Raw genomic sequence first — 19,443 nt, 5'->3', positions numbered from 1 at the left:
TTATTACTTATTACTCATTACTTATTACTCAGCACCGGCTAAACGCCCCGCTACCGCTAACAGCACTCATCACTCACTAATTCCTCCCCGTTGTCGATAGTCCTTCTACTATCAAAGATGGAGTGTAACAAGAGCCATTCCAATCAGTATCACTACCTAATTCTATTTGTTTGAGAGCCGTATAGATATTACCTGCTACCATCGTATCTTTTATACGTCCGATAACTTCTCCTTTGCGGACGCGATAACCTAGTTCGATGTTGATGGAAAAGTCGCCGGAAATACCGCCACCACCACCTAACATTTGATCTACGATTAAACCGTCATCGATATTTTGAATTAACTCTTGTAATGATGCTGTACCAGGTTTGATCAGAAAATTAAATAACCCAGGGGTAGGATAACTGCTTAAACTAGGACGGACAGCGTTCCCAGTTGTATCAGTACCTAGTTTCTTTCCGGTGGTGCGATCGCAATAATAATTTTGTAAGATGCCACTTTCGACAAATACTAAAGGATTGGTGGGTGTACCTTCATCATCAAAAGGACAGCTATAAGGGCCTGCTGAGGGGTCTTGATACAAAGTTAGACTAGAAGCAATTACCTGTTGACCAATACGTTCTGCCCAAGGAGAAGCTGATTCTAGCACTCGTTTACCATTTAACGCCGCTTGGGCAGTTCCCCATAACATATCAGCCGCTTTCGATGTGAACAACACCGGGACGCGTCCATGAGGAGACGAAACATTTTCCTTTGCCCACGTCAATCTTTGTAAAATTTGCTGGGCTAATTTTTCTGGTTCTAAAATGTCGCGCTGGGTTTGACCATCGGAAACACTCAAAAAATCATCCCCTCTTACCCATTCAGCCGACATATAGCAACTTAATGTTGTATCAGTATAATATGCGTCTAAACCTCTACTGTTGACAATTCTTGTTACTTCTAAATCACATTCCCAATCACTATTACAGACCACGTCTGGATAAGCATCGCGGATGATGGCGATCGCTTCTTTTCCCCAACCCACTAAAACTTCTACAGGTACAGCTGTCCCTAAATTGGGATAAACTTCCTGAGAATCGTTGACTAACTCCAAGACTTCTGGCTGGTTAAGTTTGCTCAAAGCGATCGCCCTTTCTACCATTGCTTGTGGTTCTACAGAACCATAAGCTACCGTGAGTCCTGGACGGCCATTGCGCCATAATCGCAGTGCTGTACCTTCAGATTGACTGGTTTCTAGTTGTTTGAGTCGGTTAGCCTCAAAAAACACCGGACGAGATAGCGATCGCGACTGATACACCTCAGCTGCTTCTGCGCCCGATTTGATAGCTAACTCCAGTAGCCGTTCTGCTAGTGTATCCTGTAACAAATTTTCAGAACCCATGACTCTCGGTAAATGATGGATTTTGGATTTTGAACCGCCACTCAACGCAGATCATTATCCCAAATCATTAGCAATTATCCGCGTAAATTAGCATTTGATAAATTCGCAATGCAGACGGACGCAGATAATTATCCCAAATGATTGGTATCTCTTCGCATTTATTAGATTGGGAATCGGGAATCGGGAATTGGGAATTGGGAATTGGGAATCAGGAATCGGTAAATACAGTCACAAGAAAGATGAGAACAGATTTAACCCCAATGCCCCATGCCCAATGCCCCATGCCCCATTTAAGGCAAACTAATCTCCTGTAATAGCCAAAATCCTGCGAAAGCTTCGGCTTGCGGATCAGATTGTACGCCTAGAAAATGTACACCATTAGCTTTTTGCTTGGCAGCTTCAAAACCCTTGGCTTCAGCTAAGGTGGTGGGATTTTTGATATTGGCTAAAATCCAACTTTCTGTAGAACCAGTTTCTAAAACTAACTTCGTTCCTTGTTTCTCATCAATCCGCAAAAATGCCAACTCCAAACCCGACATCCAGCCAGCTAAAGGTAAAGCCCTAGGTGAGAAAATCAAAATACCAGGGATGCGGGTTTCGGGGGCTAGTTGTGCCAAATCTAGGGGAAAAGCTTCACTAAAGCCGATTTCCCATTCTGGCATCTCCGCCAACTCTCCAGCCGATAAGGAGACAAATATCCATTGTTGTCCTTCTAGGGCATCAGGTAATCTCTGGGGTAAAGGACTATCTAACCTGACTGAAGGATTTGTCCCCCCTTGATAGCCTGCTTCTTGGGGATAAACCTCAGTCATACGCTGTTGCAGCCATTGGTTAAGTACCAAAGTCTTGCGACTAGGTAGGGAAGGAATCCCCAAATCTTCGCAAGCTTTAGTAATCATATTGTTCATTTGGCGGCGGAAAAAGCGAATTTTGATTGGTGCTTCCCCAGCTTTATCGATAGCTTCCTGTAATGCTGTCCTTAACCAGACTGAGTTTACCTGTGTACTAGGACAATACTTTGCATAACGGAATAGAGAATCTAAGTTTGTGCGAATATCTAAAGGACTTTCACAGACTAAGACTTCCCAAATTTTTTTCTGATTTTCGTCCAAAATCGGACGGGAGTAAAAATCTATTTCCCAAATACTGCCCATGTTTTGCCGTAAAAATCTGGCGAGTTTATATTTTGCTTATATTCTCACTCTACCAAGGATGGTCAATAGTTATTAGTCATTAGTCATTAGTCATTAGTCATTAGTCACTACTCAGCACGGGCTAAACGCCCCGCTTCCGCTAACAGCACTCATTAACTCCCCATGCCCTTAATCCCTCGCCTCATAATACCTACACCCTTTACAGGGGCCGTGAGGGTTGACTGCACAACGGAGATAACCACAACGGGCATTGAATTTACAACTAATGTCACCAATGAGGAAGCCTACTCCTTCTAGGTAATAGCGATCGCCCTCTACTGGTCTAAGACTTTGTTGTATCCTAGCTCTAGAAGCGTTAATGGCGGCTTGGCGCAACCGTAAACGTATCCGCCAATGGGTTTTACGAATTACCCATAGCGAAAACAGGGAAGGTAACAAACCAATAGTAATTAGTAAAAGTGTCCTAAACACTTCTCTTGTCCTCTTAAGATACGTCGAGCGATTTGCTTCCTCCGTCTTTGTTCAAATTATTATCTCTTATCTTCTGTTAATCAAGCGACCGAACCCTTCAGTCAGGGAACAGGGAACTAATTCGCAATTCGCAATTCGCAATTCGCAATGGACTAACGTCCCGCTACGCTAACGCAATGGACTAACGTCCCGCTACGCTAACGCAATGGACTAACGTCCCGCTACGCTAACGCAATGGACTAACGTCCCGCTACGCTAACGCAATGGACTTCGTCCCGCTACGCTAACGCAATTTGCAATCCCCAGTCCCCAGTCCCCAGTCCCCTATCCCCTACTTCCTCCGACGCTGCTTGCCTAATTTTTTCCTATGGGCGCGTTGACGCAGCTGTTGTGCCAGGAGTGCTGCTTCTCTTTCGGCTTTGAATAAATCAATTTTTCTGGTTGTGAGCAGAAAGGAATAATCTGGCTTTTGTCTTACCCAGGGAATACTTACAGATGAATACTGGCAAATACTTTGATATGACTGCTGGCTACTTGCTGTCGAGTAATTGATTTGACTATTGATTTGACTGTTGATATTGCTAGCGATCGCTTTTAATTCTAATATTTTGGCTTCTAATTCTGCTGCTATCTGATTAATGTTCTGCACCAGTGTATTTAATCTCTCCCAGGTGCTAATTGTGTCTTGTGGTGGCTGTAATGGCACTATGGCAGTATTTAAGTTTGCTGGTAATAGTGCTAATGGTAGTGAAATAGGCTGTTTGTTGCTGGCTACAGTTTTTTTCATTGTTGTTCGCAATGTTACTAGGCTTTTTAGGCATTTTAACAGCTTTTTAGTACAATTGTACTAAAAATAAAAATACAGTAGCCAAATATGAGATAGATCCCCAACTTCTTTGATAAAGTCGGGGATCTTGTTTCTCACGAATGAGTGATTTAGGACTGTGATATCAAGTTCAAATCCGGTACAAGATAACACGGAGGAAAACTACAGTACAAAAGTTTCAATTAAACAACAACTATTAACAATGATGCTTTTAATTGCTAATTGCGGTCAGGATTTCTGCGGACAGCTATAATTTCTCTACGACGCACAACTAAATGACGGTATTCACAAGCATTAAACCTTGTGGTTAACTCATCATTGCTTTCTAAATCACGACCTTCAGAATAAATTACTTTGATTCTGTAATTGCATTCATCTCTCCGACGAGAAAGCAATACTCTAGAATCGCTACCTGCTTCAAGGGGTGAGTCTAAGCGATTACGACTCCATTCTTGTCGCTCACGATTCCAGACATATAATCCTGTTATGGAGCTTCTGCGACTGTGGTTGTGGAGTATGATTCTTGTAACAGTATCTCCAGGATAGTCTTCATTATATTGAGCTTGTGCTGCTTGGTTGTAAATCAAGCTGATGGGAACTGTACAAAGGACTCCTAAAAATCCAGCAATAACCGACTGAAGTGTAGTTTTCATACCAGTTTCTCCTCAAGAAACTGCCGAACTTTGGAAGTATTTAATATCTCTTCAAAATTTGCTTGACCGAAAAGTTATTTACTGACTTCCATTGACTTTATTAAATACCAAAAACCAGAGAAAATCAGTGATTATTGCTAGGTTTTGATAAATCAATAAGTCTCTTTACTATTTAATCAGCATATGTGTTAATCTCCAAATACAAACAACACTTACTTATGTAAAAGTGTGTGCATCTTTACCCATAAATAGTATATGAGTTTTTAGATACAAAACTTCACGTAAAACACCTAACGTAAAAGAATTACATTTTCCCGACTGCGGTTTTCTCCAAAAGATTGATGACTGTAGCAATTAATTTATCGGATTCAATCGGCTTGAATAAATGTTGCTGAAATCCCAGGGGAATAGATGGAGGAGATGCGGCTTCAGGAGAACAAGCTGTGAGGGCGATCGCTGGAATATTACCGCCTTGGTGTGCTTCTAGGTTGCGTAATCTGTGAATGAAACTATAACCATCTGAGTCTGACATTGCTAAATCAGTGATTAAAATGTCAGGTTGTGATTCTTCTAGTATTGCTAACGCTGCTTCTGTGGAGTTGGCAGCATGCGCGATCGCGCCGGATTCTTCTAATAAGCAAACTAATAAATTACAGGTATCAATTTCATCATCGACGATTAAGACTTTGACTCCTTGGAGGGGTGTGGAACTTTGCCAAAAATTTACTTCCTGTGGTTGATTGACATTCTCTTGATTTGCACCGATCAAAGGTAGTTGGACTGTAAAGATTGCACCTTGTCCTTCTCCTGGACTATCGGCGGTAATTATACCACCATGCAATTCTACTAAATGCCTGACAATGGCTAATCCTAAACCCAGTCCACTGTGCGATCGCGTGGTGGTACTATCGGCTTGACGGAAACGTTCAAAGACTTTCGGCAGAAATTCTGGAGTAATCCCAATTCCTGTATCAATAACTTGAATTTGAGCGTAAACAGAAGATTTAGGAATACCCACAGGAATAGAAGCCGAAATTTTCTGATTTTCTTGTTCAGTCCTTTCCAGTTCAATACCTGTTAAATGGACTTCTACCTTACCACCTTGGGGTGTAAATTTAATGGCGTTGGTGAGCAGATTCCAGACAATCTGCTGTAATCGTGATGGATCACCACACACTGAACCCAAGTTCATATTCAAGAAAGTGTGTAATTCAATATCTTTAGTATCTGCTAAGGGGCGCACTACCTCTAAAGCGGCTTCAATGACTGACACAGGATTCACTGCACATAAATTGAGGCGCAGTTGACCACGAATAATCCGCGATACATCTAAAATATCTTCAATTAGCTGTACTTGAGTATTGGCATTGCGTTCAATTGCTTCTAGGGCGCGGGCTGTGGCTGTTGCGTCTAGCTTTTTAGCGCGGAGGATTTTCGACCAGCCTAACATGGCGGTGAGGGGTGTTCGCAGTTCGTGGGATAATACCGCTAAAAATTCATCCTTCATGCGATTGGTAGCTTCTGCTTCTTGTCTTGCGGTTTGTTCCCGAATTACTTGAGCGCGGATTTCTTCGGCTTGTTTACGGGCGGTAATATCTTCTAAAGTCCCTACATAGCCCAATAATTCCCCTTGATTAGAAAGCATAGGAGAGGAGCGCACCTGCACCCATCGCAGGCTACCATCATGGGTATAAAACTGAAATTCTTCTGAATAGTCGCCACCTTGTTGAATATAAGCATTCCAACTGGCGACGGCTCTGGCTCTATCTTCTAGGTGAACTGAATCGATCCATTTTGTATGTAAGGTATCTACCGCACTCAAACCACAAATCGCCTGATAGCGGGGATTAGTATATTTACAGTGTCCTTCTGTATCTGTTTCAAAAATGCCTACAGGAGAACAGGTACTCAAACAACGGAATCTTTCCTCACTTTGGCGCAATTCTGCATTCATGGCTGTGAGTTGCGCTGCTTGACGTTGGACTGCTTGAGTTTTTTTAAATAATTCGACAAATACTGTCACTTTCGACAGTAAAATATGAGATTCTATCGGTTTCAGGAGATAATCTACAGCTCCTAAAGCATAACCTTTAAACAACATTTGTTCGTTGCTACTAAATGCTGTTAAAAAGATAATGGGAGTTTGACGCGATCGCCCCCGACTGCGAATCATTGTCGCGGTTTCAAAACCATCCATTCCCGGCATCTGCACATCTAATAAAATGACGGCAAAATCCTGATTTAGCAGGCATCTTAAAGCGTCCTCGCCGGTGGTAGCTCGCACTAGATTTGCGCCCAAACGTTCTAAAACCGCCTCTAGTGCGAGCAAATTTTCCAACTTATCATCTACTAGGAGGATGTTGACTTTGAGTTCGGGCTGCATGAGTTCAGTTCCCTGTGGAATAACAAATATTGACTAGTAAATCCGAAATTTCTGGTAGTTGTAAAATCCAATCTACTGCCAGATCAGCCATAGCTGCGGCAGGCATAATCGGACTTTCGGCCGTACTTGGTTCTTGTACGATGGTAATACCTCCTCGCGCCTTAATTTTTTTCAGTCCTTGTTTACCATCTTGATTTGCTCCTGTTAATATTAGACCAATCACGCGTCCCCCGTAGGTATCAGCTGCTGATTCAAACAATACATCTATTGATGGTCTAGCGTAAGACACAGGCTGATCTATCGACAGCGCAAAATAACCAGGTTCAACTAGCAAATGATAATCAGGTGGTGCTAAATACACTCTACCTGGGATGATTTCATCTTTATCTTCTACCTCTTGAATTGGTAATAATGTGTATGTTTGCAGTAATGCTTTGAGGGTAGCGTCTGATTCCTTATGACGATGCTGCACAATGGCGATCGCGGCAGGAAAATGAGGTGGTAAATTACCAAGAATTTTTTGCAAAGCTGATAATCCCCCCAACGAAGTCCCCACTACAACAATTTTAAAACACACTAGTTCAGCCTCCGGTAAAGTTTTTCACCTTTAGCTATTTCTTCATAGTATTGTTCATAAGGGGTAAATCTCAGTGATTCTTGTTTACCTAAACCCAAGATACCAAAATTACACAAACTATTATGAAATAGTGTATGCACTTGCTTTTGTAATATTTGATTAAAGTAGATTAAAACGTTGCGGCATATTATCACATTGAACTCATTGAAAGAACTATCTGTAGCCAGATTATGCTGGGCAAATATCACATTTTCTTTCAATGTAGTGCGAAAAATTGCGTGATCATAAGCAGCAGTGTAATATTCTGAGAAAGACTGCTTGCCACCAGCTTTCAGATACATTTGGGTATATTCTTGCATTAACTTGAGTGGAAAAATCCCACTTTTGGCAGTTTGCAGTACCTTTTCATTAGTATCAGTAGCATATATGCGACAACGGTGATACAGGTTTTCTTCCTGGAGGAGAATTGCCATTGAATAGACTTCTTCCCCAGTAGAACAGCCAGCGTGCCAGATACGAATGAAAGGGTAAGTTTTGAGTAATGGTATAACTTTACTCCGAAAGCACAAATAAAAACTAGGGTCACGGAACATTGATGTGACGTTGACGGTGATATTAGTTAAAAATTGTTCCAAAGATGTGCGATCGTGCAGTAATTTTTCTTGTAATGCGGAAATATTCTTCAGACCCTGAGAGTGTATGAAACTCAGAATGCGTCTTTTCAAAGAAGCCTGAGCATAGTTACGGAAGTCATAACCGTAATATAGGTATAAACCTTGCAATAGCAACTGAATTTCAATGTCCTCTAAATCGGGTTTAGGCAAAATCATAATGAGGATAGTGAAGATATAGCAATCCTAAATCATTAGTGGAGCAAGGTAATAGGGATTGGGAACTGGGGATTGGGAACTGGGGATTGGGAAAATTACCCAAAAAACAAAAATCCCCCTGATTTTCAGGGGGTGATTCACTTCTAGGAGGGCATTTGTTACTTATGTATCATTCAATAGGGGTGATGTTATGCAATCTCGGAAAAATTTTAGGATTGGTCAATAGTCAATAGTCATTAGTCATTAGTCAATAGTCATTAGTCATTAGTCATTAGTCATTAGTCATTAGTCATTAGTCATTAGTCATTACTCATTACTCATTACTCATTACTCATTACTCATTACTCATCTCCTACCTTCCCTTATCTTCCCTGTCTCCCTTGTCCCCCTTGTCCCTAATCACCAGTCCCCAGTCCCCAATCCCCTGTCCCCATAAATGTAATTTGTTACACAATTTTATATTTGTCGATTCATCTATCCTGAGATATATATATTGCTATATAGCGATTTTAAATTTATGAAAAAAATTCCCAAAAAATGCTAATAGCAATGATTAAATAGACGCTACTGCAAGCCTGGTGGCGTTCCCCTTGTTAAATCACAATTCAATCTTTCCAGGGTGGATTTTTGGCAAATTAATCCACATTTTTACCTAATATGAAAAACTGGCTCAGGAAATTGGCAATCTATACCATATTGGTGTTGTGTAGTTTTCTATTTAATGTTATCGGTGCAGCAGCTGACCAAGTGACCAATCCTGATGTACAGCAACTAAATTCAATGGCAATGGAGGAAAACTTAGTTGATGCTGATGCTTTTGAGTTAGGTAGAAAGGGTGATTTCTGGCGATTTCGGGAGATAATGCAAGCAACAGACAAACAAGAGGGGCTGTTTAACTTTTATCAAAGTCCTGATTCTGGAAACATTTACTGGGAAATTCAGCCTGAGCAGTTAAATAAAAATTACCTGGCGGCGGTAACTTTGGAATCGGGCATTGGGGAAGGTGGAATTTATAGTGGCTTACCGTTGGCGGACTTTCTATTTTACTTGCGCCCAGTTAATAATCACTTGCATTTTGTGGTGCGTAATGTTAAATTTCGCACTGATGCTACAAAACCAGAACAGCGATCGCTAGCTCGTTCTTTTAGTGATTCGGTTCTGTATTCCCTACCTATAGATAGTATTAATCCTTACAATCATCATATTTTGATTAACCTGCATGATCTATTGATGCGGGATTTTCCAGGTTTAACACCCTTGTTAAAATACTCACTTCAAACTGATTACCGTTTAGAAATCGATAAGTCTTATTTCGGTAAAATCAGCAGCTTTCCAGAGAATGTAGAAATAGATACCATTTATGGGTTTTCTTCAGCAGAAGGAGCAAATTTAGTTACATTACCCGATAGTCGAGCCTTAACGCTGAAGGTACATTACAGTTTTTCCCAACTTCCAGAAAACAACGGCTATATTCCCCGACTGGCTGACGACCGAGTAGGATATTTCATTACAGCTTTTCAAGATTTTTCGCACAATGACGGGTTAGATACCTTTGTGCGCTACATTAATCGTTGGCATTTAGAACCATCTGATCCTGATGCAGCCCTATCTCCACCCAAAAAACCGATAGTATTTTGGATTGAAAATGCTGTTCCCTTAGAATACCGCAATGCCATCCGTGAAGGTGTGTTGATGTGGAACAAAGCTTTTGCTAAAGCTGGTTTTGAAAATGCGGTGGAAGTGCGGCAAATGCCGGATGATGCTAATTGGCAACCGGCTGATGTGCGCTACAATACGATTCGCTGGTTTAATTCCCTCGATGCAGGCTTTGCCAAGGGGCCAATTCGCGTCAACCCACTGACTGGGGAAATCTTAGACGCAGATATCATTATTGATGCCAATATGGTGCGTTCAGTCAATCAGCAGTATCGCGCCTTGAGAAATACAACTACGTCCCTGGGTGATAATTCCTGTCCGACTCTAGATAAACAACAGGAGTCTTCAGAATTTTGCTATGGGATGGAATCTACAAATCAAGCCGCGTTTGGATCTTTGGCGTTGTCACTTTTGCCGCAAACGACACCGCAACCAGAACTGATGCAAGAATATGTGCATCAATATCTGCGTTCAGTGGTGGCGCATGAAGTGGGACATACTCTGGGTTTACGCCACAACTTTCAAGGCAGTACCATGTTAACGCCTGAACAATTAAATGATACTGCCATTACCCATACTAAAGGTTTAGTAGCTTCGGTGATGGATTATGTACCTGTGAATATTGCACCCCAGGGAGTAAAACAGGGAGACTATTTTCCTTGGGTTGTCGGCCCCTATGACGAGTGGGCGATAGAGTATGGCTATAAACCCAGTCCACACGCAGGACTTAAACCCTACATCCCAGAAGCAGAGAAAGATTTTTTAGAGCAGATTGCTTTAGCTTCACCACAACCAGAATTATCTTACTCTACTGATGAAGATATTTGGGATATTAATCCCCTGGCTAATGTTTGGGATATGAGTAGTGATGTTTTAGTCTATTCCCAATGGCAAATGGATAACGCCCGTGTGATGTGGCAGCATTTGAATGAGCATTCTTTGGCGAAAGGCGAAAGTTATAGTAATTTGGGTGTTTTATTTAATAAGATATTGCAATATTATTTTCGCAATGCCACTTTACTTTCAAAGTACATCGGTGGACAATCTTTTCAGCGTCTCCATGTAGGTGATGATTATTCTTGGGTGTTTGTCGGAGTTCCACGAGACAAACAACATCAAGCATTGACAAAACTACAGGAGTATGTATTTGCTGAAGATGCTTTCACTTTTTCACCACAATTATTAAATCAGCTAGCACCTTCACGCTGGGAACACTGGGGAAGCATGACACCCAGTAACCGCCTTGACTATCCCATTCACGAACGGATTTTGCAGTTTCAAACTAGGATATTACGATCGCTGTTAGATAGCGATCGCTTGCATCGGTTACGTGATTTAGAATTAAAAAACCCCAATAATCAAGCTTTATCTATTCCTGAACTGTTTGACAGCTTACAAACAGGTATTTGGACAGAACTTTTCCACAACACGCAACCAAAGCAGATTTCTAGTATGCGTCGTTCATTGCAACGAGAACACCTGAATATTCTCCTAGCGATGCTCCTCCATCAAAATGATTTACCAGAAGATGCTTGTACACTAGCTTGGTATGAACTACAACAACTCCAACGAGCCATTGACTACCAACTGCAAAAATTCGCCCCCCAACTGGATATTTATACAATAGCTCACTTACAATTTTCTAGCGATCGCATTACCAAAGCCTTAAATGCACAATTACTATCTCAGGGTTAATGAAATTACACTTGTCCTTGAATAATTTGCGTCAATTCAGTGCGACTACGCTTTGCCTCATACCAAAAAGATCCCCAACAGATAAACAACATTAGTATAGGCATACTTACAAATATTGGGGTTATGTGATTAGGTATAGAACCAGTGAATAATATGGGAATAACTGCACTGTACCAAAAGAAAAACCAAAATCCTAAAAACGCCATCACAAAAGGATGTATATTCATCTCCACATGAATTAAAGTTTGATGAGATTGCACTTCAAACCGTCCCCGAATCATTGGTAAAAATGAATTACGGTAGTGAATAATTCGACTTATCTGAAAACCATCTTCAGAAATGCTTCCTTCATAGGGAGCGTGTTTTGTATAAAATCTAAATGCTTTTGGTGGTTCAACTTTCTGACTTAGTCTTTGTCTAACTATATTTACTGAGTCAGGTGTCGTAATGGTAAACGTATCATGGGGGAGTATTTTCATATTTCATGAACTTTATTAAATATAAAACCTACTTTTGTAGTATGGAATAGAAAGATTATTTTCAGTCTTCCCCTATACACAACTTAACTAAACATCCTGTGACTAATACCATGTAAAAGGAATTTCTGCTGGATTTTGACAAATTACTGGTAGCCAACTTGCACAAGGCAACTCATCTTCTAAACCTTGTAATTTTAAGCGTGCTTCCCTTACTGATTGATACAAAGGTTTACCACTAGAAAATTCTGTAAGAAAATTCTTTAAAAATTCTTGTGCTACTTTATCGGGTACTGGTTCGCGCATCACAATCATTTGAGGGATATGCAAATCAGCAAAATTAGCTGCTAATCCTAACCCATCGCAGGAATTAAAAATTGCTAGGCTGAGACCTTTATCTATAGCTTTAGTGAGGGCATTTTTTAACTCAGCAATAGTTAAACTCTCATTTTGATTAATGTGAAAATTTCCAACTTTTTGGTCAATTTGAGTAAAACTGTGTCCAGCAAAAAAGAAAATATCCCAAGGTTGTAGCCAAAGTTGATCATTGAGTAATTGGCGTTGTGGTTCTATCAAAAACTGAACTTCGGCATGAGGTAATTTTTCGAGGAATATTTTATCTTTTTGCGTATTAATACCAGTGCTGTCTCCTAATATCGCTAATATTTTGATGTGAGATTTTGCAGATTGGTATTTTTCTTTTCTTTCATAATTAGTTGCAGCAAGAGCAATTTCTGCTTGAGGATATCGGTCAAAAAAATCCCAAATTTGCCAGGGTATGCGGCGTAATAGGTTATCTTCCGTTTGCAAGATGATCCGAATTGATTCGGAGGGATTGAGTTTTTCGAGTAGTTGCTCTTTAACAGGACGAAATAATTCTGAATTTAACCATAAATTTAACTGTTTTTTGACGGCATAGGCTAATTTATCGCATTCTTTAAATAACTCTCGTTGGCTAATATTAGTAACTTGCATTTCAGGAAACTTGATGCGTGCATTTCCCTGTAAACTGCGACGATATGCAGTTTGCCATTGATGGTAAGCTAAGGATAATTCTGAGGCTGGAGGTAATTGTCCATGAGATTGAAAATATGGGCGATCGCCTTCTAAACTAATCTCTAGGATAACTGAAAATCCTGTATTTAAATCAGCTTGCACTAATTTTAAAACTACTAGCTTCCCTGGTGTCAATTGTTGCGGACGGGGAGCGATCATTTGCATTATTTCTTTTAAATCTGCTTGATGTTGGCGATACAGGGTAATCTGTTCATCTTTACTTTTTAATTCCGCCTGATATCTAGCTTCTAACTGTTGCAGAGCCAATTGATAATTTTGCATAACTTCAGTATGAATTTTTGCTTTATTCGTTGTTTCTGGTACATCCACCCGCACAACTACAACACCATCTCCCTTGTTTTCAATACTTTTAATTGTTAAAGGGATATCTTCATTTTCTATCTTCACTTTTGCTAAAGCCGCAGATAAAGCTTGTAAATCTAAGCCGTTACGAAAAATTAAATCAACAGTATTGATGACGACTTGAAATAATTTAGTAAATTCCCCTGGTGCAAATTCCCCACTACTAGGACGACGTTCTTGTTGATTATTTAATAGATAAACGTAGTCACAAATCACTTCTTCTAGTTGAGTTGTGTTGTCTATATTCCAGGACTCTAAACAAGCTGCTGTTAAATTTACTTGCTGAAAATTCGTTTTGACGGCTTGAGTTTTTGTTAAATTTGCACCCTCTAAAGTTGCACCTGCTAAATTAGCTTCGCTGATATCTGCTTCACTAAAATTAGCATAACTCATATATGCATCTGTCAGGTTTGCACCCTTCAGGTTACAACCGACAAAATCTTGATGCGCGCCGATTTTAGATATTAGTAACTTGCGGACTTTTGGGTTTTTTAAAATTGTTTCCCCAAACAAAGCATAATCAAGTTGTTTAGCAGCATAGAAGTTGCAGTGAGTCAGAGTTGCATTTCTGATGTCTATATTGCGGAGAGTAGCGTGAGCAAAATTAGCTGAACTGATATCAGCATTTCTCAAACAAGTGCCGCGCAGGCTGACTACTGCAACAGCAATCTTCATAATTACGTCGTATTTTTCATGGAGATTTAGAGCTTGCCAACCGACATAACTATTGAGTAACATCACAAGAATCGTGACACTAATAGCACCAAGAAAACTTTCAATAAAAGCACTGGTAATATCTCCTGTAAAAAGTCCCATACTCACAGCCATTCTTGCTACTACCAGCGAGCCGGGAATAATGCCAATTAAACTGAGAATAACTATTGTTGCGATGAAGGAAATAGCAATTATGCCAGCAATAGTACAAGCTATAACTCCCGTGAGGAAAGCAACCGTAATCGCAATCATAAAAGAACCAGTGACAAATGGAATCACCACTGCTTGAGGAAATGTGCCAGCAAATATGCCACAACAAGCTCCTGCGATCGCACTTATAATTACAACTGTTACTAAAGCTGCTCTGATCCCTCGAAAAATGTTAACAATAAAAAAAAGTGCCAGTGCGGTGAATGATGCCAAAAATAGGTAAATATTAATGTCGGGAGCAGTTCTCAATATAAAAGTTATTAAATAAGTGCCAGAGAAACCTGAAAAAGTTCCTGATATTATGGATAGTAAAAAAGCCACTAAGACTAGGAAAAATGCCCAATCATTCTTAATACCAGCTTTGGCATTTTGAAAGTTAGCATTTTTTAGAATAGCGTTGGTAAAATTTGCCCCGCGAATATCAGAGTTACTAAAGTCTGCATTTGTCAGGTTTTGACCACTGAAGTCACGACCCTGAAGATTTTGACCTGCAAAGTTCAAAAACGTTACTAACGCCATAATTTAAAATGTTTATATGTAGGTATGGCTTTGGCAATTAACAAAAAATATGTCTGCGATTAATTTTCCCATAACCTACATATTTTCGTTAAATTACATCATAAAATCTTCGCCAAAATTCGTCTCATCTAAAGCTATTTGCACAGTAAATTTTTCTCCCACTGCACAGCTAAACTTAAGTTGGATATAAATGTCAGCGCGTCTAGCTGTAACTTCTCGCAATATATTACCTGAATCATCCAGCAGTATCAGTTTTAAATCAGGTGGTAAATAATTATGATTACCTGTGGGATAAACTTGTAAAAGTACGCTAACATCACCATCAATCTTTTGTAAAAATGCCACGGCTAAAGCTATATCTTTGCCTGCAATCTCCACTCCTAAATCAATCAGTTTAATTCTTCTGATACCAGCAGCAGGATTTACTGGATCAAGTTTTCGCAAACTTTCTACCGCTATCCATAATGTTTCATCATCAGCCGTGCTGCGTAACAAATTCACCAAGGCTTGAATTGCATCACTATTACCAACAGCAACCTCTCCTAAATCTTTAGCTGCACGCTGGCGTTGTTTTTCGTTATTCGTAGATGATAATTGCTGAATAATTGCCGTAATTTCATTAGGGTTTAGAGGAGAATGTTGTAATTCCCTAGCACTGCGGGTGGCAACTGCAAATTTTGGTAATTGAGAAGAATTTTGCCATTCGGGGTCAAAAATATTTTGTGTCCAGCGACTGAGAATAGTATGGGTTTTATTTAAGGCTGTAGCTAGTGAACTGAGAAATTTATGTTCATGGGACTCAAATTCTGCTAATTCTTGCTCTATGTGTAATTGCTCTTGGAGAATTTTATCGGTAAAGTTTACAGTTTTAATATAGGTATAATAAGCTGCTACAGGTATTGTTAAAACATCACTCCATGCTTGTTCTTGTTGGTGAAAGAGCGTTATTTTATTGATGTCTAAAGATGTTGCAGTGTTTAATTTTAAACCTAAGCTTTCAATATGATGACTTTCTAATTTTAGCTCGACTAAACCATGATAATAGTCTCCTACTGTTAGTAAAAGATCGTAAATCTTCCTTGATAACCTTTGACCAACTGGCTGTAATAAATTACTAACTAACATCGGTTGTACGTGCCAAGTTTCTGCTAATAAATCTTGTGCTGAACCAGAAATCTGAGCAGGAATTAATAAATTAATATCAGAAGTAAAATTAGTTTCGGTAGACAACACCATGACAGAAACAATCTCTGCTTCCGGTTCTGTAATAATCATGACGTAGCGGGGTGGAGTTTCTCCCCGTAAAAAGCTTTGAGCTGCGGTAGAGTAGAATTGATTTTCGGCAGTGGGGCAAAACTCACCATAATATTGTATGTGACGACTGATTTCCCAGATTTCTCCAGGTTGTGGTGCTGCTAAAGGTTTTCGCAGATTAGCAGATTGAGATGTTTCAGATTCTCTACGCATAGGTGAAAATTTCCCGATATTGAAGGGTTGTTAATTGTGTTAACAAGTAAGTGGATTATTCTATGCCAACAAATAATAAATTCTTCCAAATTGGCGAAAAAACTACCATGTGGCTTGTGAACGCCTGCGAGTAACTTTGGTTTGAGTTTGTGCGTGTTTAATAGCTTCCGGTTGTAATAATCCTAATTCCATTGCGACACGTCCGACTAATTCTTTCCAACGCTTGGAAACTTCCCCTTGACTAATTCCTAGTGCAGACGCTTGTTGGGTTTGGTTTTTCCCTGCAACCATCAGCTGCCATAATTTGAGATAACCGCGATCGCTATACCGCGAATCTAGATTGATAATTGCTTGTTTTGCTTGGATAATTAAATCGGCGCGGGTAACAGCATCCCATAAATTACTATCATCAGCAATTGTGTCTACCCAAAATAAATCTGTACCAGCGATAGTAGCATCGAGACTTTGGTAGTTACGCAGCTGTTCTTTTTTCACATAGTTAATAATCTCATATCGCGCCACAACTGTAGCCCAACGCTGAAATTCGGCCATTCCCCCTTGGTGAAACTTCCCAGCTTTCACGGCTTCATAAACTTTCACCATTGCAGTTTGTGCCGCATCTTCCCAAGACATAGAACTGCCTCTAGTATATTTGCGCGCAATCTTGCTGATTACGTCTTGATACTCGGCATCGATGATGAAATGTGTAACGGTATCTGCGATTGGTTTTGACTGCATAAGTATATTATCTCAACTACAAAAAAAGGTAGCAGAACAAAAGAGGACAGCAATTGCAGATTACTCAATAGACTAATCCTTAATGCTTCTGTACCAAATGAAATTGCTATTTGTCAGATCAAAAACACTTAGATATATAGGTTTGGGGATGAGATTTTATGCACCCGCTAGAGATTGCATGAGGGACGAAAAGCTCATTGAGTATTGCTTTGCAGCCTTTTTATGATGTTGAGCAGAAATTTTTTAGCAAATTTCGGAATATTTTCTCAGCCTCATCTGTTGTTGAAAGTGAGGACAAAATCAATTAACTCTCGTGATTGCAGAAAGTTAAGTAGGAGGAAATAGTTATGAACAAATATATTAGATTTAAAAGCCTAATTCTGAGTTTACTTGTACCCACTACTGCTGTTTTGGCTCTAAAACAGTCTAGTGCGATCGCTCAATCTCCCACAACAGAGGTTTCCGCTTTAGATGTAACCATTACTACTGGTGGTGATGATTTGCGTGGTGGTTCTGTTGTGTACGGAATTGTGGAATTAAGAGGTGGAAGGACAGAAAAAGTTAATCTAAATCGTGGTAGAAACTGGGGTAACAACTCCACCTACAGGGTGTCTCTACCTTTACCCACAGGTACAACACTTGGGGATTTAGTTTCTTTCACCCTAGAACATGATGGCGCGCCCCGACGATTTCCTGATGGCTACGATAACTGGAATGTTGATACCCTCAAGGTTGCTACACCTAGAACCTGTTCTGCTGGGGTACAACTAGCAAACACATCTGGACGGCCATTGGTGCGTTTGACTGGAGTCAACACATTTCACGATATTACCCTCAATGCCCCATCCTCAGCCAGAAATACACCTATTTCATCCTTGCAAGTAGCCATTACCACTGGCGGTGATGACCTCCGAGGCGGTTCTGTAGCCTACGGAGTAATTAAACTACAGAATGGCACAACACTGTCAAAGGTAAATCTTAACCAGGGAAGAAATTGGCCAAATAACTTCACCAATACAGTAACTATTCCTTTACCATCAGGAACAAAAGTTGGTGACTTGGCTGCATTAAGAATAGAACACGATGGCTCTCCACGTAACGCATTTGAAAGTTACGATAACTGGAATGTAGATAAAGTCAGAGTTGTGACACCTGAAAGTTGTTCTGCGGCGGTACAACTTGTTAATAGAACGGGACGACCACTGGTACGTTTCACTGGCAAAGATACATTTAGGAAATATCCCATTAACCTGCGCTGAGAAATTCGGGACTTACAACTAAAAAAATATACTATCACTGTGTAGGCAGAGGGGCAGGGGGCAGGGGGAAAATCACGATGTCTTCTCGCAGAAATGGGATAATTTATTTTCTGTCAATTCCTTAATTCTAATTGCAAGTTAAGTAATATTTTACAAGCTTTGGTGAATAAATTATCTGTTGCTTAATTTTGCAATATTGGGATAATACCAATTTGGTATTTTGGACTAAAATCCTATTGCAGAATCTCAAAACAATACTAAGTAGAACGGTGTAAATAACTAAAGTTTTGTAGTAAGAACTTTAGTCTTTACTACAAACTAAATGCAATTTTTGCATTACTTTATACCAATTCACAATTCGCAATTCGCAATGGACTAACGTCCCGCTACGCTAACGCAATTAAAAAACTTAGATGTAGCAAGGATTTTAGGGTTTACATCTGTATCAGATTTTTCGTGAAATGGTATTACATAGTTCGTTTTTTCAAGTCTTTCTACTTAATTATCCCAATTAACTATTACAGACGAGGGTAAAAATAACTTGCTAATTTGCAAAGTTATGGGAATATTTTTCCTTGCTGATTTGTTGTAGTAATTGAAGCCAATTAACCGATTATTCAAGGATAAAGATATGAAATACTTCACTTCGAGTGCTGGACAAAATCTTCTACTAGCATTAGTTAGTATTATTTCTTCGGTGGCGATCGCTATACCATCGGCAATTGCACAAACTCCACCAATTCGTATTTACCCAACTCCTGTCCGTCCCGAAATATTGCGTCCCAACACCATCATCTGCGGTTCACGTTCTCCAAAACAATGTGAAGCATGGCTGAAAAAAATTAGAGCCGCACAAGAGGGTCGTGGAATTAGAATTCCCCAACCACAACCAGACCCATCGCCTCAATTGATTCCTGCTTCTCCTAATCCCCGCAATTCTCGATAAATATATCAAGAAACATCTCACTAATTTGAGTTAAATTTTCGCCTGAAAAATCACCTGAATTAATTA

15 protein-coding genes are annotated in these 19,443 nt (G+C 39.9%); 3 read left to right on the top strand and 12 right to left on the bottom strand.

From position 1 onward, the window contains the following. Nucleotides 1-76: 76 nt before the first annotated feature. The 8 genes from CLI64_RS14265 to CLI64_RS14230 form a co-directional block, all read right to left on the bottom strand. Nucleotides 77-1,384, bottom strand: a complete 1,308-nt coding sequence (locus CLI64_RS14265; protein ID WP_103137836.1) for a TldD/PmbA family protein — start codon at nt 1,382-1,384, stop codon at nt 77-79. A 290-nt stretch (nt 1,385-1,674) separates the two neighbouring features. Next, complete coding sequence (locus CLI64_RS14260; protein WP_103137835.1) at nt 1,675-2,538, bottom strand: Tab2/Atab2 family RNA-binding protein; 864 nt, start codon at nt 2,536-2,538, stop codon at nt 1,675-1,677. Between the two features lie 168 nt (nt 2,539-2,706). Further along, nucleotides 2,707-3,009 (bottom strand): DUF6464 family protein, encoded by a 303-nt coding sequence (locus CLI64_RS14255; RefSeq protein ID WP_103137834.1) that lies wholly within the window; start codon nt 3,007-3,009, stop codon nt 2,707-2,709. Between the two features lie 331 nt (nt 3,010-3,340). Then, nucleotides 3,341-3,796 carry a hypothetical protein gene (locus CLI64_RS14250; RefSeq protein ID WP_103137833.1) on the bottom strand — a complete coding sequence of 152 codons (456 nt, stop codon included), beginning with the start codon at nt 3,794-3,796 and terminating at the stop codon, nt 3,341-3,343. A gap of 257 nt (nt 3,797-4,053) precedes the next feature. Further along, entirely contained in the window at nt 4,054-4,488 is a 435-nt protein-coding gene (locus CLI64_RS14245) for a hypothetical protein (protein ID WP_103137832.1), read from the bottom strand. 304 nt (nt 4,489-4,792) lie between these two features. Further along, on the bottom strand, nt 4,793-6,871 hold the full coding sequence (locus CLI64_RS14240) for a response regulator (RefSeq protein WP_103137831.1): 2,079 nt from the start codon (nt 6,869-6,871) through the stop codon (nt 4,793-4,795). A gap of 4 nt (nt 6,872-6,875) precedes the next feature. Continuing rightward, a complete protein-coding gene (locus CLI64_RS14235) occupies nt 6,876-7,448 on the bottom strand; it encodes a chemotaxis protein CheB (RefSeq protein WP_103137830.1) in 573 nt (190 codons plus the stop codon). Continuing rightward, complete coding sequence (locus tag CLI64_RS14230) at nt 7,448-8,278, bottom strand: protein-glutamate O-methyltransferase CheR (protein ID WP_103137829.1); 831 nt, start codon at nt 8,276-8,278, stop codon at nt 7,448-7,450. Before CLI64_RS14230 ends, CLI64_RS14235 begins: the two co-directional genes overlap by 1 nt. 657 nt (nt 8,279-8,935) lie before the next feature. Between CLI64_RS14230 and CLI64_RS14225 the strand changes: the two genes are divergently transcribed. Next, complete coding sequence (locus tag CLI64_RS14225) at nt 8,936-11,629, top strand: zinc-dependent metalloprotease (protein WP_103137828.1); 2,694 nt, start codon at nt 8,936-8,938, stop codon at nt 11,627-11,629. Nucleotides 11,630-11,634: 5 nt separating this feature from the next. Here the strand turns inward: CLI64_RS14225 and CLI64_RS14220 are convergent, their stop codons facing one another. The 4 genes from CLI64_RS14220 to CLI64_RS14205 form a co-directional block, all read right to left on the bottom strand. Beyond that, nucleotides 11,635-12,108, bottom strand: a complete 474-nt coding sequence (locus CLI64_RS14220; RefSeq protein ID WP_103137827.1) for a hypothetical protein — start codon at nt 12,106-12,108, stop codon at nt 11,635-11,637. A 102-nt stretch (nt 12,109-12,210) separates the two neighbouring features. Continuing rightward, entirely contained in the window at nt 12,211-14,967 is a 2,757-nt protein-coding gene (locus CLI64_RS14215) for a pentapeptide repeat-containing protein (RefSeq protein ID WP_103137826.1), read from the bottom strand. A gap of 93 nt (nt 14,968-15,060) precedes the next feature. After that, nucleotides 15,061-16,434 carry a DUF1822 family protein gene (locus CLI64_RS30810; protein WP_157943274.1) on the bottom strand — a complete coding sequence of 458 codons (1,374 nt, stop codon included), beginning with the start codon at nt 16,432-16,434 and terminating at the stop codon, nt 15,061-15,063. A gap of 102 nt (nt 16,435-16,536) precedes the next feature. Then, nucleotides 16,537-17,172 carry a sigma-70 family RNA polymerase sigma factor gene (locus CLI64_RS14205; RefSeq protein ID WP_103137825.1) on the bottom strand — a complete coding sequence of 212 codons (636 nt, stop codon included), beginning with the start codon at nt 17,170-17,172 and terminating at the stop codon, nt 16,537-16,539. A gap of 347 nt (nt 17,173-17,519) precedes the next feature. Here CLI64_RS14205 and CLI64_RS14200 point away from each other — a divergent pair, with 347 nt between their 5' ends. Next, complete coding sequence (locus tag CLI64_RS14200; RefSeq protein WP_103137824.1) at nt 17,520-18,431, top strand: hypothetical protein; 912 nt, start codon at nt 17,520-17,522, stop codon at nt 18,429-18,431. 631 nt (nt 18,432-19,062) lie between these two features. Continuing rightward, nucleotides 19,063-19,377, top strand: a complete 315-nt coding sequence (locus CLI64_RS14195; RefSeq protein WP_103137823.1) for a hypothetical protein — start codon at nt 19,063-19,065, stop codon at nt 19,375-19,377. The last annotated feature ends 66 nt before the right edge of the window (nt 19,378-19,443 follow it).

Origin of the sequence: Nostoc sp. CENA543 (assembly GCF_002896875.1) — a bacterium.
GTDB lineage: Bacteria > Cyanobacteriota > Cyanobacteriia > Cyanobacteriales > Nostocaceae > Trichormus.
This window is presented reverse-complemented; position numbering and strand designations above follow the sequence as displayed.